The organism is Kamptonema sp. PCC 6506, assembly GCF_000180455.1.
In the GTDB taxonomy this organism is placed as follows: Bacteria; Cyanobacteriota; Cyanobacteriia; order Cyanobacteriales; family Microcoleaceae; genus Kamptonema; species Kamptonema formosum.
The window spans coordinates 1-17,149 of record NZ_CACA01000104.1; the positions used below are offsets into that span (position 1 = coordinate 1).

A 17,149-nucleotide genomic window follows, 5' to 3' on the forward strand; every position below is an offset into this window, starting at 1 on the left:
TTGTAATCCGTGTAATCGGTAAAATCCGTGTTCATAATTGATAATTGATAATTGATACCTTCCCCCTCTCCCCTTCTCTTCCTCTTTCCCTAGTCCCTAGTCCCTAGCCCCTAGTCCCTTCTTGTATAACATATTCCCATAATTAAAATGTACCGCAAAATGTGCTAAAAATCAAATAACTTGTACCATTTTTTGCATCGGGGTCTGGGAGTCTTAATTTTCCACTCTCCGCCTCCTAGCTTACAGTCTATTGATTTCAGAGGCTCAACGATGACGAAAACCCAATTGGTGTCGCTTATCTACCAGTTTCTTCAGCCAAAACAGGCGCTAGGTGCGATCGCGAGCACTGCCATTCGGCTAACGACTATAGCTTCCCTTACCGCCCTCAGCTTTTGCGTTAACCCCGCTCTAGCGGCAGACCCTTTTCGCAGCAGCAATCCACACCCAATTGGTAATAAAACTGAAGCTGCTTTCAAAGCTATGTTTGAGCAGGGAAATTACTTAGCAGCAAAAACTTACATCGACCAAGCTTTGTCTGTAGAGCAAAATGACCCGCTAGTATATGCACTGAAAGCTTCTTTATCCTATATAGAGCGGGATTTAGAAGGGCTAAATTCCTACGCTAAAAAAACTCGTGAAGTTGCTGAGCAATTGACTAAAACTGACCCATTGCGCGGCAATATTTATATAGCAGCCAGTCATTTTTTAGAAGGTGCTCACACAATTGTTAAGGAAGGTACAACCAAGGGTACTCCCCAAGCAATGAAAAAACTCCGACAGGTATTCCAATATCTAGACGCGGCAGAAAAAATAGCCCCCGCAGACCCAGAACTAAACTTGGTCAAGGGATATATGGATTTAATGCTTGCCACCAACCTACCTTTTTCTAATCCGAATGAAGCGATTCAAAGATTAGAACAAAAGGCATCTCCGCGCTATTTAGCCTATCGTGGAGTAGCAGTTGGATATAGAGACTTAGACAAGTATGACCAAGCACTTGACTCTGTAAATAAGGCCTTAGCACAAACTCCCAATAATCCAGAGATACTTTATCTAAAAGCTCAAATTCTTGTTTCTCAGGGGAGGCGACAAAATAACAATAGAACCTTGTTTGATGAAGCTAGGAAAAACTTTGATGCTGCTTTGGCAAAACCCAGTCAACTTCCCCGGCGTTTAGTTGCACAAATCTTTTTTGAACAGTGCAAAACGCGCAACCGTCTTGATAATAGTAAACGTGCCTGCGATCCTATGCGCGATGCGATTAGAGATGGAGATGGTACCTGGGGGCCAGTCGTATTACCACCACTATAAAATTGACATTCATGGAAGTACAATTTCGCGAGTTTGACCCCTTCGATCTGTGGATATGGCTTAAGTTCAGCACAGTGCCTTCAAATGGCGAAAAGCAGTACATTGAAGAAGTGTTAGATTCCTGGTTTTTTTTAGGAAAACTAGGAGGATTCAATGCAGAAAATCTGCAAGTGAACGATGTCGGAGTAGATATCAGCTACCTGAATTATGATACCAATATGGCTGATAGTAGCATGATGGCATTGATGCACAATATGGGCGATGTAGAGTATGAGGGATTGTGGGCGCGTTGTTGGTTAGATTTAGGAACAAGCGATGCTCTAGGTCTAGATATTCTCATCAATGTTTTCACACAACTTAGTAAGGAATTTGTGGCGATTGAAAAATTGATTATCGGCGGTGAAAATGAAGACTGGCAAGTTGAAAAAGACGCTCGCAAGTCTACTCTAGCCTACGAGAATTAACAGCTAATAATTGCCAATAGCTTTTATTGGCAATTTCCCTACAAATTAATTTACCAATTACCAATTACCAATTACCAAATTATGCACAAACAAGGTGAAATCCGCGTTCTAGCTTTGGGATTAATTAAAGATGGCAATCGCATCTTCCTCTCCGAAGGCTACGACCCAGTGAAACAAGAAACATTTTATCGCGTTATGGGTGGCGGCGTTGACTTCGGGGAATATAGCCGCGATGCTCTAGAACGGGAATTTCAAGAGGAAATTCAAGCAGAATTAACAAATATCAAATATCTCGGCTGTATTGAGAGTATATTTGAATTCAATGGTAAGCCGGGACATGAGTTAATTCAACTTTATCAATGCGACTTTGCTGACCCGAAGTTTTATCAATTAGAGAGTTTAGTTTTTGCCGAAGGAAAGCGAGAAAAAACTGCTCTTTGGATGCCAATTGAGCGGTTTAAATCGGGTGAATTACGCTTAGTTCCTGATAATTTTCTTACTTATTATGAGGATTAGGTCTATCGCTACGTCGTTGTCATAGCTACTATCAAAATTAAGTCCGCCATAGTTTACTTGTAAAACGCAGTGAAGGGCGGACTAAGAAATAATAAGCTACCTATTTTATAAGTACAATATAATTTAACTCTCATGACCTTAACTGAAGAAATCCTCTCCCAACTCCCAGGAAATGCTCTCAATAACTTACGAAAAACCGATCTAATCTGGCAAAAACTCAGACAAGAAATCACACCCATTCCTCAAGTTGTAACACACAATTCCTCATCCCTCGGAACCATCGATTATGATGTCGTTATCAGCGGTGGTACCTTGGGAATCTTAATAGGCACGGCCTTAGCTATGCGTGGTTGGCGTATTGCCTTACTCGAACGCGGCACTCTACGGGGGCGAGAGCAAGAATGGAACATTTCTCGCCAAGAATTAGACGTATTTATAGAACTAAATTTATTGTCACCTGAAGAATTAGAAAATGCGATCGCAACCGAATACAATCCTGCTCGTATCAGTTTTCCCAATACTCCTGATATCTTCGTACAAGGCGTTCTTAACATCGGCATAGACCCAGTTTACCTCTTGGAAACCCTGAAAATAAAATTTATCCAAGCAGGCGGTCAACTATTTGAAAATACTCCTTTTGAGGCAGCAATAATTCATCCCGATGGCATTGCAGTATCTGTCGGGGTAAGTTCAGCAGAAAAACTGGTGGAAAGTACAGATAATTTAAGCTCGCAATCAGCCCCCCCTAATATATTTAAAACTAGATTGTTATTAGATGCAATGGGGCATTTTTCTCCCATAGTCCAACAAGCGCGACAAGGACAAAAACCCGATGCTGTCTGCTTAGTTGTTGGTAGTTGCGCTCAAGGATTTCCCAAAAATGATACAGGCGACTTATTTGCATCTTTCACACCTATGCAAAACCAATGCCAATATTTTTGGGAGGCATTCCCGGCACGAGATGGCCGCACAACCTACTTATTTACCTACGTAGATGCTCATCCAGAGCGATTTAGTTTAGAAACATTATTTGAAGAATACTTGAGCTTATTACCGACATATCAAAACGTCGAAATTAACCAGCTAAACTTCCAAAGAGCGCTCTACGGATTTTTTCCATGCTATCGTCAAAGCCCTCTAAAAATGCCCTGGGATCGCATCCTCCCCATTGGAGATAGCAGTGGTAGCCAATCTCCTCTCAGCTTCGGTGGTTTTGGGGCAATGGTTCGCCACCTCAAACGCTTAACCCAAGGCATTCAGGAAGCCTTAGAAATCGATCTGCTCAGCCAAAATGCTCTAGCTATACTGCAACCTTATCAGCCAAATCTATCAGTAACTTGGCTATTTCAACGCTCCATGAGTGCTGTTATCAACCAGAATATTGACCCAAATCAGATTAATCAATTGTTGGCAGGGGTATTTCAGGTTATGGAAGAGTTAGGAGAACCTGTCCTCAAACCATTTCTTCAAGATATAGTTCAATTTAGTGCTTTATCGAAGACTCTATTTAAAACTGCGATCGCTCATCCGGGAGTAGTAATTAAAGTCATTCCTCAAGTAGGGATAGGAAACTTGTTAGATTGGACGATTCATTATATAAACTTGGGAGTTTACACAGGATTATATTCCTTGGGGCATAAATTAGAACCTGGTATTAAAACATTATCGCCATTTCAACAGTACTACTATCATCGATGGATTGAATCATGGCAATACGGTGCAGGAATTGATTATAAATTATCGACTGAAGAGTAAATAAATTTGCACACGCGCACATAAAAAACAGTGTAAAAACTGATGATTTTGCTGTGGATTTTTTACTTAAAACTATTATTAAAAAACTAATAACCGATCGCTCACCACCTCCGCTCTCCCATTCTCCTCATGCCTGTCCCCCCTCATTGGCGTGACCATCAGGGATATTATCCCCTCAGAGGGCAGGCTCTAGTGTTATCATAGAGTTCAGCCTTTCTCAACCTCCGTTGGGAGACTCAAAAACAGGGTGCATAGAATGAAAAGGCTCCACTGTTGCCTCACTCAGGCAATCCCGACAGCGCTATTGATGGAAAATAAATGCCTCCGCTACTGGAGAGACAAGCTCGGCATTAACCTGCCAAGCGATCGCAGCCGACAATTTTGGGTGCGAACTCCAGCACTCGGTGTCATAGCACAAAGCAGTTAGCGCTGGGAGGAACTCAAATTGACTAATTTAACAAATATTAGGGAAAAGCTCACTAAAACCTGGAGCAAACGCAGTATAACTCGCAAGTTTAGGTTAGCTTCTAGCGCTCAATTGTTGTTAATTGGCACAGTAGCTCTAACTGGGCTTTTTTCTCTCAGCATTGTCCGCAATAAAACCGAATCGGCTATGGTGACAAGTATTAAAATTCAGCGGTTAGTGTTTGAGATGAACAAAAATTTAGCACAAGCACGCCGAAAAGAAACAGAATTCTTTCGCCAGTGGTCAATAATTGGTTTTGAAAAAGCGCGGCAAGATTACGCAGAACCCCACGATGAACAGATACTAAAAGTTCTACAAATTCGCGACGAATTGCAAAAATTACTTACCAGTGAAGATGCGAGTGAGGGGTTCCGCCGCACTAATCCAGAATTGGTGGAATATGAGGAAAAAGTGAGGCATTACAGCGACAATTTTAGAGAGACAGTGGGATTAGTAGGGATGTTAGGTGAAGATCAGACAGGCGTACTGGCAAGGGCCGATCGCAAGTCTGAATTATTGCGCGATACTCTTCAACTAGCTAGCGAACCAGAATTAATTGCTTTGTATAACCGAATGCAGGCTTTAGAAAAGGAATATTTACTCAAACGATCGGAACTGGAAAGGCGATCGCTCTTTGAGGCAGTTATCACCCTACGTGAGGCAATTCGTCGCTCCCCAAAATTAGATATTTCCCAAAAAGAGCAGGCACAACGCTATCTCGGCAGTTATGAATTGGAATCTAAAGAACTAGCTGCTCTCGATCGCGACATTCGTAAAATTAGCGATACTTTTGATGAGCAAACTACCGCAGTTTCCGATAAATTACTAATTGTGGCGACAGAAGAAGTGGAACGAGCGCGGTATCAAATTAATCTGACAAGTATAGGCGCAGCAGTACTACTAGGAGCATCTGCGGTAGCAACAGTCGCACTAGCTTTAGCGATTAGAAATGCGTTTCAGTCTGCCTTAGAACAATTGGAAATTGAACAGGAAAAGTCTGAACGGTTGCTGCTCAATGTCTTGCCAAAAGCAATCGCAGATCGCCTGAAACGGGAACCAGGGACTATTGCCGACACTTTTGAAAACGTAACAGTTTTGTTTGCAGACATCGCTGGTTTTACCAAGCTTTCTTCTCGAATTTCAGCAACAGAATTAGTCAAATTACTCAATGAAATATTTTCGTCTTTTGATTTCTTAGCAATGCAGCACGGTTTGGAGAAAATCAAAACAATTGGTGACGCTTACATGGTAGTTGGTGGACTTCCTAATCCCCGAAAAGATCATGCAGAAGCGATTGCAAATATGGCTTTGGATATGCAGCAAGCAATCATCCGTTTTAATGAAAAGCACAACGACGCATTTAGTATCAGAATCGGCATCAATACGGGTTCGGTAGTGGCTGGCGTAATTGGCACAAAAAAATTTATTTACGATCTGTGGGGCGATACTGTAAATATAGCTAGTCGCATGGAATCTCATGGCATTGTAGGAGGGATTCAAATCACAGAAGCAACTTACCACTATTTGCGAGATAAATACTGGCTAGAGCAGCGGGGTTTAATTGAAATCAAAGGTAAAGGGGAAATGATCACTTACTTGCTTAAGGGTAAAATCAGCGATCAACATCTCACTGAAAATCAGAATGTTGTTGTAAGTAATTTGCGCGAAGATTGCCCCAGAATTGAAAAATAAAATATTTATGCAACCCAAGAAATTACTACCCAGGAAACCCGCTCAAATGCTAGCAGTTAAAGGATTATTAAGCACAGTTAAAACCAAATATAGACTAATAGTATTATTCTGGTTTTGTGGTTTATTTTTGCCAACTTTAGAATCATTATTATTCTCTAAAATTGCACTAGGTCAACCTATAGTACCTGCTAACGACGGCACCGGAACCATTGTTAGTCCTAACGGAAATCGCCTCGATATCAGCGGCGGTAAATTATCTGGAGATGGGGCTAATCTTTTCCACAGTTTTCAGCAATTTGGCTTAAATGAAAACCAGATAGCTAACTTTCTGACTAATCCATCCATTCAGAATATACTCGGTCGCGTTGTTGGTGGTAATCCCTCTTTAATTAACGGCTTGATTTCGGTTACAGGTGGCAATTCTAATCTATTTTTAATGAACCCTTCTGGGATTATCTTTGGTGCTAATGCCCGCTTGAACGTACCAGCAGATTTTACAGCTACAACGGCTGCTGGTATCGGCTTTAATACGGGCTGGTTTAATGCCGGCGGCCCTAATGATTACTCTTCCTTAATAGGAACACCAAATATTTTTTCATTTCCGGCAACATCCTCTAGTTTTATTATTAACAATGGTATTTTGGCAGTAGAATCGGGGCAAAATTTAACTCTTTTGAGCCGCTTCCCGATTAATAATGGACAATTGCAAGCTCCCAATGGCAACATTACCGTTGCTAGTGTACCAGGCGAAAATGTTGTCCGTATTAGCCAACCCAGACATCTATTAAATTTGGAAGTGCCATTTACAGAAAAGTCTCCCCTATCATCTAATCGCAATTTTCTCACCCCCGCTAACTTGCCCAAATTGCTCACAGGTGGCAGTCAAGAAAACGCCGAGAATGTGATTGTTAATAATCGGGGGCAAGTGGTACTACTCCCACCTAACAACTTGAGCCAAATCAATAGCGATTTTCCCTTATTATCAGAGATTGAAATCCCCTCAATCAACGATAATTCCGTAATAGAAACTAACTTGAAAGCAGCGGTTACAGTTCCAATATTTGATAATAATATATTTAACAATAATATTAACTCTTCAGTCTCTCCGCCGCTTCCAATATTATTATCAAGTGCAACATTACCGATAATTACTGGTGGTGGAATGCCTACGTCTCAAGCACAGTTCTTTCCCTCTATTCCCGATAATTTCTCAAGCTTAAGTGCGATGCCATTTCTGCCATTGAATCCCAGCAATATTGACATCAGAATGTTGCCAAGCGGAACACCTGGTAGACAAATCCTAACACCTCCTAATAGTGACTTCCCTATACACCGTCTAGATTTCCGTTCTCCACCTAAAACCGGAGAAATGATGAGACTAAATCCTAGTAATAATGGTGCGGCGATGGTTAATGCTATTCCAACGGAAATGCCGATTGTGTTAAGCCGAGAACTAGAATTTTCCGATCGATTTGGCGATAATCTTCTTAACAGCAAAGTCACGCCGCAAACTATCCGAGACACCTTGGGAAAAATTACCGCTCAAACCGGGAATCGTTCTGCAATTGTTTATGTAACTGCTTTTCCAGAACAATTAGAGCTAGTATTATTTACGCCCAAAGGGACACCTATTCGTAAAACTATACCAGAAGCTAACCGCCAGAAATTGTTAGCGGTAGCCAGAGAATTTCGCTCAGAAATTACTAACCCCAGAAAAGTCAATACTAAGAGCTATTTAGAATCTGCTCAACAACTCTATCAATGGCTAATTTTACCCTTAGAAGCAGCATTAGAGGCTGATGGCATCAACACCATATTATTTTCAATGGATGGAGGCTTGCGCTCTCTTCCGCTAGCAGCTTTACATGACGGCAAACAGTTTTTAATTCAAAAGTACAGTTTCAGCCTCATCCCCAGCCTGAGCTTAACTGATACTCGTTATCAATCCCTAAAAAATGCCTCTGTACTGGCAATGGGAGCCTCAGAATTTAAAGACCTGAGTCCTCTACCGGCTGTCCCTATAGAATTATCTACAATTGTAGGTAACTTATGGCCTGGTAAATCTTTTCTCAATCAAGAATTTACTCTAGAAAATCTTAAACTTCAGCGCAATAAACAGCCTTATCAAATTATTCATTTAGCAACTCATGGAGAATTTAATCCTGGTGCTGCTGGCAATTCATATATTCAATTATGGGATACAAAATTACATTTGGATCAATTGCGGCAGTTAGGGTGGAATAATCCTCCTGTAGAGTTACTGGTACTCAGTTCTTGTCGGACTGCATTGGGAGATGAAGAAATCGAACTAGGTTTTGCAGGTTTGGCATTTCAAGCAGGTGTAAAGTCAGCGCTAGCGAGTTTATGGTATGTATCAGATCGAGGAACTTTAGCTTTAATGAGTGAGTTTTATCATCAGTTAAAAATAGCACCAATTAAAGCAGAAGCCTTAAGGCAGGCACAGATAGCAATGCTCGAAGGTGACATACGGATTGACTCAGGAATTTTGAGTCGTGTTTCTACCTCTGTTAAGGCTTCTAGGGGTAGCATCGCTTTACCACGAGAACTAATAGGTGCAGAAAATCCCAATTTAACTCATCCTTATTATTGGTCAGCTTTTATGATGATTGGTAGTCCTTGGTAATTGTTAACTGTTAACGTTTATTCAAGGAGCAAAAACTGCCAGAGCTTTGGGGATAACGCGAAATATAGCAGGGGTGTGAGTTGTGATTTCGCCATCTGTATTGATGCGACGAGATTTAGAAGTACGCACCTCAATTTCTTGACCGTGCAAAGCCCGAACTCCAGGCCAAAGAGCATGATTGCCTTGCCTCATTGCTGGTAGCAAGGCGACAATTTGCCACCAATGTTTAGTTTCCAAACTGTATAAATCTAGCCGCTGGTCATCAATTGTCGCATCCTCGGCAACTGTCATTCCACCGCCGTAATAGCGACCGTTTCCTATGGCAATTTGAATTGTTTTTACTCGAATTGATTGGTTGTTGACGCGAATTTCGGCTCGAAAAGGCCGCGATTGCCAAATTACTTGTAAGGCAGTTGCGGCATAAGCTAAAATTCCCCAACGCCGCTTTACTTCCTTAGTTAGGCGTTGCGTAATTTGTACGCTCAGCCCCAAACTTGCGACGTTAAAGAAGTATTTTCCATTCACCCAACCCAAGTCGATTCGACGAATTTGACCTGCTGCTATTACTTGGCAAGCTTCGGGCAAAGAGGTAGGAATCCCTAGAGTACGAGCTAAGTCGTTAGCAGTTCCCAGAGGCAAAATTCCTAATGGCAAGTCAGTGTTAATTAAACCTTCTATAGCTGCGTTTAAGGTACCGTCACCGCCGCCAACTATTACTAAATCAACTTGATTTTTGTAGCGCCGGATTGCGTCGGGGATGTGGTGGGGGCTATCTGTGGATTCTTGGATCAGCTCAAAGCCTAACGCTTGCAATTCCCTAGTTGCTTGAGACAAGAGCTTTTGTCCGCTTCTGGCGTGTTGATTGACTAAAAGCAGGGCTTTTTTCATATAAGTTACGAATTAGGGCTTAGGCAATAGCCTAATACAAAACTCGCTTGTTTTGCTGCCAAGAACCAGCTCGGTTTCAGTTAGGCAATTTCAGGACTGCTTCGGGATAGTCTGCACCTTCGAGCATGAGGTTAGCGATCGCCCCATACGCATCAACCCACGCCTGCTTCACTTCTGGTGTCCAATCAGGGCCTAAGTAAGATTCAAATGTTTTCAGGATCGAGGCTCCAACGAGGGGATAATGCTCTGGGAGAGTGCCATACTGGACGTGCCTAGCACCCATGCCTTTAAGAGCACCTGTGAGGGCATCAGGTTTACGGAGATTTTGAATCACCAGAACTAAAGAAGCTATTAGTTTCTTTTTTTGCTCTGCCATGTTAGCATTAGCAAATAGGGGTTTAACGTGAGGATAGTCTGCAAAAAGATTATCGTAGAAACTGGTGGCAAATTCTGGGGCGTTTGGTTTAATACGATTAAAACTTTCTTCCAACAATTCAATATTCAGAGACATTGCCAACTAACCTCTATCTAAATTCATACTTAGTTTACATTTTACCACAGTAGGAGAATTGCCATAAATATACTAAAATAAGTTGAACTTAATTTAAGCTCCTCAAGAAAACGCCCCTTAAAATCATGTCTGATGTTTTAGAGCAAGCACAAGCAGCAGCTCAGCAGGGAAATTGGTCGCTACTAGCTCAATATTTGCAGCAATTGGGGAATGGCAATCAGAAACTAGAAACTTCTGCGTCTGATGTACAGCAATTGTTGACTCTGGCTTTAGATGTTTTAGCATGGGGAGAGTTTCAAGATCGGTGGGAAATTGCGAAGGTAGTACCTAATCTGGGAACGATCGCGATCGCGCCTTTGATTGCCATTGTCGAGGATGAAGATGCAGACTTAGAACAACGCTGGTTCGCAGTCCGGATTTTGGGCAATTTCGACCGGCCAGAAGCGATCGCGGCCCTAGTAGAGCTTCTTAAAACCTCTGAAACCGAAGAATTAAGTACGATAGCCGCAGATACCCTCGCTAGTTTAGGCCCCAGCGCGATCGCATCTTTGACAAATCTCTTGGCCCTGGAAGATTCCCGACAGTTTGCTACATCCGCACTCGCTCAAATTCGGCAGCCTGAGACTATTGAGCCTTTGCTGAGTGTAGCAGGCGATCGGCTTGCCTCGGTGCGTGTTGCTGCAATTGAAGGTCTGTCCAGCTTTCACGATTCCCGTATTCCGCCGGTACTGGTAGAAGCTCTAAAAGATCCAGCCACAGCAGTTAGAAAAGAAGCCGCGATCGCTTTAGGCTTGCGTTCCTACTTAGACGGCGAATTCGATTTAGTCAACTTGCTCAAACCGTTACTTAAAGATATCCGGTTAGAAGTTTGTTCAGCGGCCGCGATCGCACTAGGACGCATCAAAACAGATACGGCTGCAACTACCTTATTTGAGCTATTACAATCTCCAACAACCCCAGTTTCTTTACAAATTGAAGCCATCCGCGCTTTAGGCTGGATGGAGACAAAAACTGGCTTAGAGTATTTACAAAAAGCTTTAATTGAGGAAGATAAGTTACAAGAGAAAGAAGTAAATCTCCACCCAACAAAAGAAATAAATTCTCATTCTTCTTCCTTCTTCCCTCTTCCTTCTGCCTTAACAAAAGAAATTGTTACCATTTTGGGGCGAGTCGAAACGCCCAATTTAAAAGCTAAAGCCGCAGAGATTCTGATCGATTTCCTGAAAGTGGGAGAACCCGCAGTTATAGAAGACATTAAACAATCTATAGCTTTAGGATTAGGACAACTAGGAAATATGGAGGCAATAGAACCTTTGATTGAAATGTTAGCAGATGCAGATAGCAGCATCAGACTTCACTGCATAGCTGCGCTCAAACAACTAGCGCCTCAACAAGCTTACCAGCAATTAGAAAACTTGGCAAAGCAAAACAATCTCAGACAAAATTTAAAACAAGGAATCGCGATCGCCTTGCAGGAATGGTAAGAAAAATTAAAATAGGACTTACGCACCCAATCAAAGAAACCGGGTTTTTTTACGAAAAAACTTCGTTGTTACCCACAGATTCTCTCAAAAACCCAGTTTCTAGGGCCCGATGCGTAAGTCCTGTAAAAGCTAAGTAATGGCTAAATGATAGCTAAAAATAATAAATTTCCCAACTATAAGCCATCTTTAACGCCACACTCGCATTAGATTTAGAACAAAACCAGGCAGCACGTCCTCACCCGACAACTCCGAGGGATTTTCTAATACTTCCACCTCTGACCCCGATCGGTAAATTTCTACCCGTCGATTTTTCGGGTCAATCAACCATCCCAATCTTGCCCCATTATCGATGTATTCCTGCATCTTAGTTTGAAGCGATCGCAGGCTATCTGATTCCGAACGCAACTCGACAACAAAATCTGGGCATAGCGGTACAAAGCCTTTGCGCTGTCGAGGGGTAAGCGCTTCCCAACGCTCCCGCCTCACCCAGGAGACATCGGGGGAACGGTCAGCTCCATTCGGGAGCCGAAAACCAGTGGAGGAGTCAAAGGCTTCCCCTAAATCTTCGTGTTCTTCGTACCAGCGAGCGAGTTGTCCAGTCATGCTAAAATTCCTCTGACCTGATTCGCCTCCTGTGGGGGGATTCACGATTAATTCTCCCGCTGCTGTACGTTCTAGTCTCAAATCCCGATTCGCTAGAGCGATCGCCTCGAACTGTTCGGGGGTGACGTACAGGGCGATCGCTGTTGGTAGTTCGATGCAGATAGTTTCTAGTTTAGTGAGTGTTTCTAGCATCGTTACCTCACAGAGAAGTTTAAGCAAGGGTCTGATTTAAATGTCGTTAGCTTTCTCGCATCTAAACTGTATCATTTAGTTAGCGATTAGTAGCTGCTTGTTAGGCATTCTGCTACTAACCACTAACTATCACCCCTTATTTAGCAGCAAATTTTACCATCAGGCATCGTTGCACCAGTTAGGATCGCATCTCGCAAATCAGCACCGCTAATAATCGCATTTCGCAAGCTAGCGCCTCGGAGATCCGCACCCTTCAAGCAAGCGCCATCCAAATTCGTCGCCCAGAGATATGCTCCTTGCAAATTAGCACCACTCAAATCAGCACCCTTGAGATTTGCTAAATTGAGATTTGTATGACTCAAATCTGCCTCCCTCAAATCAGCTTCAGTTAAGTTGGTTTTCATCAAGTTAGCTTGAATTAAATTCCCGCCTCTGAGATCGGTATCATGTAAATCAGCTTGTTTAAGATTTGCCTGCTCTAGTTTAGTAAAACGCATTCGCGCCCCACTTAAAACAGTTCCGCTTAAGTTAGCGCCTGATAATTGTGCTCCGCTTAACTTAACATCTTCCAGTTCCAATCCACTGAAGTCTATTCCTGCCAAATTCAGCCCATTTAAAAAAGCTTTATTCAACTTCACGCCATTTAAAAGAGCGCCTTTCAGGTTAGCACCGCTCAATCTAGCACCAGTTAGATTAGCCCAATTTAAGTTAGCACCAGCTAAATTGGCCGATCGCAAATTGATACCGCTCAAATTAGCACCGCACAAATTTACTCCCGGTAAATTTGCCTGAAAAAGGCTCACCCAACTGAGGATAGCACCGCTTAGTTGAGCGCCAGTTAGATCGACTTTAGCCAGTTGAGCGCCTCTAAGATCGGCTTTTGTTAAATCAGCCCCTAAAAGGTGACTTCCTTTTAGTTTAGCAAAGCTCAAATTTGCACCGTATAAAAAAGCTCCATTTAAGTTAGCTTCTAGGAGAAAACAGCGTTCTAAATAAGCTCTCGCTAAAGATGCCTCTTTCAAATTAGAGCCTGATAAGTTTGAGTGAGGAATCTTAGCTCCGATCAAATTAGCTGCTGTTAAGTCAGTTGCCCTAAAGTCTCTCTCTCCTCTGGTATATAAACTTAATAATTCATGGGCTTCCATTCTATCTACCTCCTAGTTAATTGCTAGTAAATCTGATTAAAGTTTCCCCTTGATTTTTAAACTGATACGGATTAAGAGTAATTTATAATTGATTATATAACAGGGTATCAATTATAATCGCCTCTTTAAATTAAGGAAATATTTTAATCAGATTAAACCTGAAAATAATATTGAGAGATTGCCGATCGCGTAGATCTTCCTAACCCTGACTTAATATACGACTTACCCATTACCCATTACCAATTTGGGATTGCTTTGGATTGCTACATTAATTGTATCCTCCTAGCTCAATCCCAAATCTTACAATTTATTACCTGTCAACCGACCCCATGATTACGTCGATGCTGCCCAAAATTGCCACAACATCGGCCACCTTCACACCGCGAAGGATGTGGGGCAATACCTGCAAATTATTGAAATCCGCAGCGCGAATCTTCCAGCGCCAAGGAAAAACATTATCATCGCCAATAATGTAAATTCCTAGCTCACCTTTGCCGCTTTCAACGCGGACATAGTGTTCGCCTTTAGGAATCTTAAAAGTGGGAGCAACTTTCTTACCAATAAACTGGTAGTCGAAAGCATTCCACTCAGATTTTGGCCCTCCCTCCAGTCGCTTTGCTTCCAAATTCTCATAGGGGCCGCCGGGAAGTCCTTTTAGCGCTTGGCGAATAATTTTCACCGACTCGCGCATCTCGCGAATTCGCACCAAATACCGCGCTAGACAATCTCCCGCACTCTCCCACTGCACCTCCCAGTCAAAATCGTCATAACATTCATAGTGGTCAACCTTTCGCAAGTCCCACTTCACGCCAGAAGCCCGCAACATGGGGCCGGAAAGTCCCCAGTTAATCGCTTCAGCACGCGAAATCGTGCCGAGTCCTTCTATTCTGCGGCGAAAGATGGGATTGTTAGTAATCAGGCGTTCGTATTCATCCACCTTCGGCCAGAAGTAATCGCAGAAGTCTTCGCACTTGTCTACCCAACCGTAGGGCAAATCTGCCGCCACGCCGCCAATGCGGAAATAGTTGTTGTTAACCATGCGATAACCCGTAGCTGCTTCCCATAGGTCTAAAATGGGTTCGCGATCGCGCATAGTATAGAAAAAAGGCGTTTGCGCCCCCACATCTGCCAAAAATGGCCCTAACCACAATAGATGATTGGCAATCCGGTTCAACTCCAGCATGATTACCCGGATGTAGCTAGCGCGTTTGGGCACCTTAATATCAGCCAATTTTTCCGGCGCGTTGACAGTCACGGCCTCATTAAACATACCTGCTGCATAGTCCCAACGGCTGACGTAGGGGACGTACATCACATTAGTGCGACTTTCGGCAATTTTTTCCATTCCCCGATGCAGGTAGCCCATAACTGGCTCACAGTCAACTACATCTTCCCCGTCCAGGGTGACAATTAACCTTAGTACCCCGTGCATGGAGGGATGGTGCGGCCCCATGTTGAGTACCATCGGTTCGGTTCTGGTTTCAATTCTTGTCATAATTAGTAATTGTTGACTGTTAACTGTTAACTGTTAACTGTTAACTGTTAACTGTTGTTGATTTTTGTTTCGCCTGTCTAGCATTATGAAGGAGATTGAGTTGTCTGAGAAGGAGGTCGTAGCATCAAAAGTTGAGAGCGGCGTTTATCACATCCCCGTTCTGGGCCCGCAGTTAATTGAGGGTCTGGCTGTGCGTGCGGGAGGACACTATTTAGATGCCACAGTGGGCGGCGGTGGCCATACCCGTTTAATTTTGGCTGCGGCACCCGATGTTACTATAGTTGCGATCGACCAAGACCTAGACGCGATCGCCTTTTGTAAACAGCAACTTGCCGAATTTTTAGCCCCAAATTCCGCCCGCATCCAATTTTGGCACGGAAATTTTGCCAGCTATCCAGCCAAAGAGTCAACATTTGACGGTATAATAGCAGACTTGGGTGTAAGTTCCGCTCAACTGGATGCTCCAGGACGCGGCTTTAGCTTTCGCCATCACGCTAATTTGGATATGCGTATGAACCAGCAACAATCACTGACAGCAGCAGAGATCGTAAATCACTGGGAAGAAGTTAAACTTGCAGATATATTTTATACCTACGGAGAGGAGAGGTTATCGCGGCGGATAGCCCGGCGGATCGTAGGCGATCGCCCATTCCAAACAACAACAGAACTGGCAGAAGCGATCGCCCGCTGTGTACCACCCAAATACCGCTACGGTCGCATACATCCAGCCACTCGCACCTTTCAAGCCTTGAGGATCGCCGTCAACTCCGAACTTACCGCCGTAGAAACTTTCCTCAAGCAAGCGCCCCAGTGGTTAAAGCCTGGCGGGAGAATGGGAATTATCAGCTTTCACAGTTTAGAAGATCGGCTAGCAAAGCACGAACTCAAAGGTTCGTCCCTGTTGCGAGTATTGACAAAAAAGCCGATCCAACCAGCAACTGAAGAAGTAGCTAAAAATCCCCGTGCTCGCTCTGCTAAGCTCAGACTGGCAGAACGATTAATCTAGTAACCAACCCCGATCTTGTATAAACGGGGCTTAAGCCAACAGGCAACGTATTATTTGGATGTATCTTAGCCAATTAAACCTGATAAATTCGTCTGAGGGTAGAGAATTCCATGAGTCAGGGAGATAGGAGCAAGCTCAAACTGATGGTAGTCGATGACGAGCCTGACAACCTAGATTTGCTGTACCGGACGTTTCGACGCGACTTTCAAGTTTACAAAGCAGATAGTGCCCTCAACGCTCTACAAGTTCTTGACGAGCAGGGCGAAATGGCAGTGATCATTTCTGACCAGCGGATGCCAGAAATGAACGGTACTGAGTTTTTGGGCAAAACTGTCGAGCGCTTTCCCGATACGATTCGGATTCTCCTGACAGGGTACACCGATGTAGAAGACTTGGTGGAAGCGATTAACGCCGGCCAGGTTTTCAAATACATCACCAAACCCTGGAATCCTGAAGAACTGAAATCCGTTATCAATCAAGCCTCGGAAACTTACAAATACTATAAGCAACGCAGCCTAGCACTCCGCAGATCCCTGCGGCGAGAATCCCTATTTAATGAGGTGATGAGCGCTATTCGAGGTTCGCTAGACTACTCCAGTATGCTCCAAACTATTGTCCAAACTGTGGGGCAGACTTTTGAAGCAGCTTACTGTATACTTCGGCCCGTAGACGGCGGGACTCTATTAGGTTCCTCTTTCTCTTACCAAGCGGAAACAGCCACAAACAACAGTTTTAACCTCAGTGAAGACCTGCTCCGCCAAGTGGTAGAGAGCCGCAAAACTCAACTACACCCAAGCAGTGAAAGCGATCGCAGCGTTCAGGTGGTAGTACCGCTGACCTACCAGCAGGAAATGCTCGCAGCCCTCGCCCTCTGTCAAGAAGGTTCTACTAATCCTTGGTCAGCGGAAGACATCCAATTGATCGAAGGCGTGGCGGAGCAAGCAGCCCTCGCTCTTTCTCAAGCCAAACTCTACCAA

At 43.5% G+C, this 17,149-nt stretch carries 15 protein-coding genes; 10 read left to right on the plus strand and 5 right to left on the minus strand.

The window, feature by feature from the left end:
• Window positions 1-270: 270 nt before the first annotated feature.
• From OSCI_RS06000 to OSCI_RS31305, 7 genes are all read left to right on the plus strand, one after another.
• Window positions 271-1,311, plus strand: coding sequence for a Sll0314/Alr1548 family TPR repeat-containing protein (locus tag OSCI_RS06000; protein ID WP_007353984.1), 1,041 nt, complete (start codon window positions 271-273; stop codon window positions 1,309-1,311).
• A gap of 11 nt (window positions 1,312-1,322) precedes the next feature.
• Window positions 1,323-1,775: a DUF3531 family protein gene (locus tag OSCI_RS06005; RefSeq protein ID WP_007353985.1), complete on the plus strand. Its 453-nt coding sequence runs from the start codon at window positions 1,323-1,325 to the stop codon at window positions 1,773-1,775.
• A gap of 81 nt (window positions 1,776-1,856) precedes the next feature.
• Window positions 1,857-2,291 carry an NUDIX hydrolase gene (locus OSCI_RS06010; RefSeq protein ID WP_007353986.1) on the plus strand — a complete coding sequence of 145 codons (435 nt, stop codon included), beginning with the start codon at window positions 1,857-1,859 and terminating at the stop codon, window positions 2,289-2,291.
• A 132-nt stretch (window positions 2,292-2,423) separates the two neighbouring features.
• Complete coding sequence (locus OSCI_RS06015; RefSeq protein ID WP_007353987.1) at window positions 2,424-4,046, plus strand: hypothetical protein; 1,623 nt, start codon at window positions 2,424-2,426, stop codon at window positions 4,044-4,046.
• Window positions 4,047-4,302: 256 nt separating this feature from the next.
• The gene (locus OSCI_RS29655) at window positions 4,303-4,473 is read left to right on the plus strand and encodes a hypothetical protein (protein ID WP_155523405.1); all 171 of its coding nucleotides are present in this window, start codon (window positions 4,303-4,305) and stop codon (window positions 4,471-4,473) included.
• Between the two features lie 18 nt (window positions 4,474-4,491).
• On the plus strand, window positions 4,492-6,204 hold the full coding sequence (locus tag OSCI_RS06020; protein ID WP_007353988.1) for an adenylate/guanylate cyclase domain-containing protein: 1,713 nt from the start codon (window positions 4,492-4,494) through the stop codon (window positions 6,202-6,204).
• 7 nt (window positions 6,205-6,211) lie between these two features.
• Entirely contained in the window at window positions 6,212-8,848 is a 2,637-nt protein-coding gene (locus OSCI_RS31305) for a CHAT domain-containing protein (RefSeq protein WP_007353989.1), read from the plus strand.
• Between the two features lie 21 nt (window positions 8,849-8,869).
• Here OSCI_RS31305 and OSCI_RS06030 read toward each other — a convergent pair whose 3' ends face one another.
• Together OSCI_RS06030 and OSCI_RS06035 are read right to left on the minus strand one after the other, a co-directional pair.
• The gene (locus OSCI_RS06030; protein WP_007353990.1) at window positions 8,870-9,736 is read right to left on the minus strand and encodes a lipid kinase; all 867 of its coding nucleotides are present in this window, start codon (window positions 9,734-9,736) and stop codon (window positions 8,870-8,872) included.
• A 76-nt stretch (window positions 9,737-9,812) separates the two neighbouring features.
• Window positions 9,813-10,247, minus strand: coding sequence for a globin family protein (locus OSCI_RS06035; protein ID WP_007353991.1), 435 nt, complete (start codon window positions 10,245-10,247; stop codon window positions 9,813-9,815).
• A gap of 125 nt (window positions 10,248-10,372) precedes the next feature.
• On the opposite strand from OSCI_RS06035, the gene OSCI_RS06040 reads away from it, so the two are divergent.
• The gene (locus OSCI_RS06040) at window positions 10,373-11,731 is read left to right on the plus strand and encodes a HEAT repeat domain-containing protein (protein ID WP_007353992.1); all 1,359 of its coding nucleotides are present in this window, start codon (window positions 10,373-10,375) and stop codon (window positions 11,729-11,731) included.
• A gap of 186 nt (window positions 11,732-11,917) precedes the next feature.
• Here the strand turns inward: OSCI_RS06040 and OSCI_RS06045 are convergent, their stop codons facing one another.
• The 3 genes from OSCI_RS06045 to OSCI_RS06055 form a co-directional block, all read right to left on the minus strand.
• The gene (locus OSCI_RS06045) at window positions 11,918-12,526 is read right to left on the minus strand and encodes a Uma2 family endonuclease (protein WP_007353993.1); all 609 of its coding nucleotides are present in this window, start codon (window positions 12,524-12,526) and stop codon (window positions 11,918-11,920) included.
• A gap of 140 nt (window positions 12,527-12,666) precedes the next feature.
• On the minus strand, window positions 12,667-13,671 hold the full coding sequence (locus OSCI_RS06050) for a pentapeptide repeat-containing protein (protein WP_007353994.1): 1,005 nt from the start codon (window positions 13,669-13,671) through the stop codon (window positions 12,667-12,669).
• A 310-nt stretch (window positions 13,672-13,981) separates the two neighbouring features.
• Complete coding sequence (locus OSCI_RS06055) at window positions 13,982-15,166, minus strand: NAD(P)H-quinone oxidoreductase subunit H (RefSeq protein WP_007353995.1); 1,185 nt, start codon at window positions 15,164-15,166, stop codon at window positions 13,982-13,984.
• An 85-nt stretch (window positions 15,167-15,251) separates the two neighbouring features.
• Between OSCI_RS06055 and rsmH the strand changes: the two genes are divergently transcribed.
• Window positions 15,252-16,172, plus strand: a complete 921-nt coding sequence (gene rsmH / locus OSCI_RS06060) for a 16S rRNA (cytosine(1402)-N(4))-methyltransferase RsmH (protein WP_007353996.1) — start codon at window positions 15,252-15,254, stop codon at window positions 16,170-16,172.
• Window positions 16,173-16,282: 110 nt separating this feature from the next.
• Window positions 16,283-17,149, plus strand: an 867-nt coding sequence (locus OSCI_RS06065) for a response regulator (protein ID WP_039961798.1), incomplete at its 3' end; no start/stop codon positions are given.

Coding starts and splice junctions, on each gene's coding strand:
- OSCI_RS29655 (WP_155523405.1), top strand. CDS start 4,303: ATGAAAAGGCTCCACTGTTGCCTCACTCAGGCAATCCCGACAGCGCTA.
- OSCI_RS06010 (WP_007353986.1), top strand. CDS start 1,857: ATGCACAAACAAGGTGAAATCCGCGTTCTAGCTTTGGGATTAATTAAA.
- OSCI_RS06005 (WP_007353985.1), top strand. CDS start 1,323: ATGGAAGTACAATTTCGCGAGTTTGACCCCTTCGATCTGTGGATATGG.
- OSCI_RS31305 (WP_007353989.1), top strand. CDS start 6,212: ATGCAACCCAAGAAATTACTACCCAGGAAACCCGCTCAAATGCTAGCA.
- OSCI_RS06055 (WP_007353995.1), bottom strand. CDS start 15,166: ATGACAAGAATTGAAACCAGAACCGAACCGATGGTACTCAACATGGGG.
- OSCI_RS06015 (WP_007353987.1), top strand. CDS start 2,424: ATGACCTTAACTGAAGAAATCCTCTCCCAACTCCCAGGAAATGCTCTC.
- OSCI_RS06030 (WP_007353990.1), bottom strand. CDS start 9,736: ATGAAAAAAGCCCTGCTTTTAGTCAATCAACACGCCAGAAGCGGACAA.
- OSCI_RS06050 (WP_007353994.1), bottom strand. CDS start 13,671: ATGGAAGCCCATGAATTATTAAGTTTATATACCAGAGGAGAGAGAGAC.
- OSCI_RS06040 (WP_007353992.1), top strand. CDS start 10,373: ATGTCTGATGTTTTAGAGCAAGCACAAGCAGCAGCTCAGCAGGGAAAT.
- rsmH (WP_007353996.1), top strand. CDS start 15,252: ATGAAGGAGATTGAGTTGTCTGAGAAGGAGGTCGTAGCATCAAAAGTT.
- OSCI_RS06045 (WP_007353993.1), bottom strand. CDS start 12,526: ATGCTAGAAACACTCACTAAACTAGAAACTATCTGCATCGAACTACCA.
- OSCI_RS06035 (WP_007353991.1), bottom strand. CDS start 10,247: ATGTCTCTGAATATTGAATTGTTGGAAGAAAGTTTTAATCGTATTAAA.
- OSCI_RS06000 (WP_007353984.1), top strand. CDS start 271: ATGACGAAAACCCAATTGGTGTCGCTTATCTACCAGTTTCTTCAGCCA.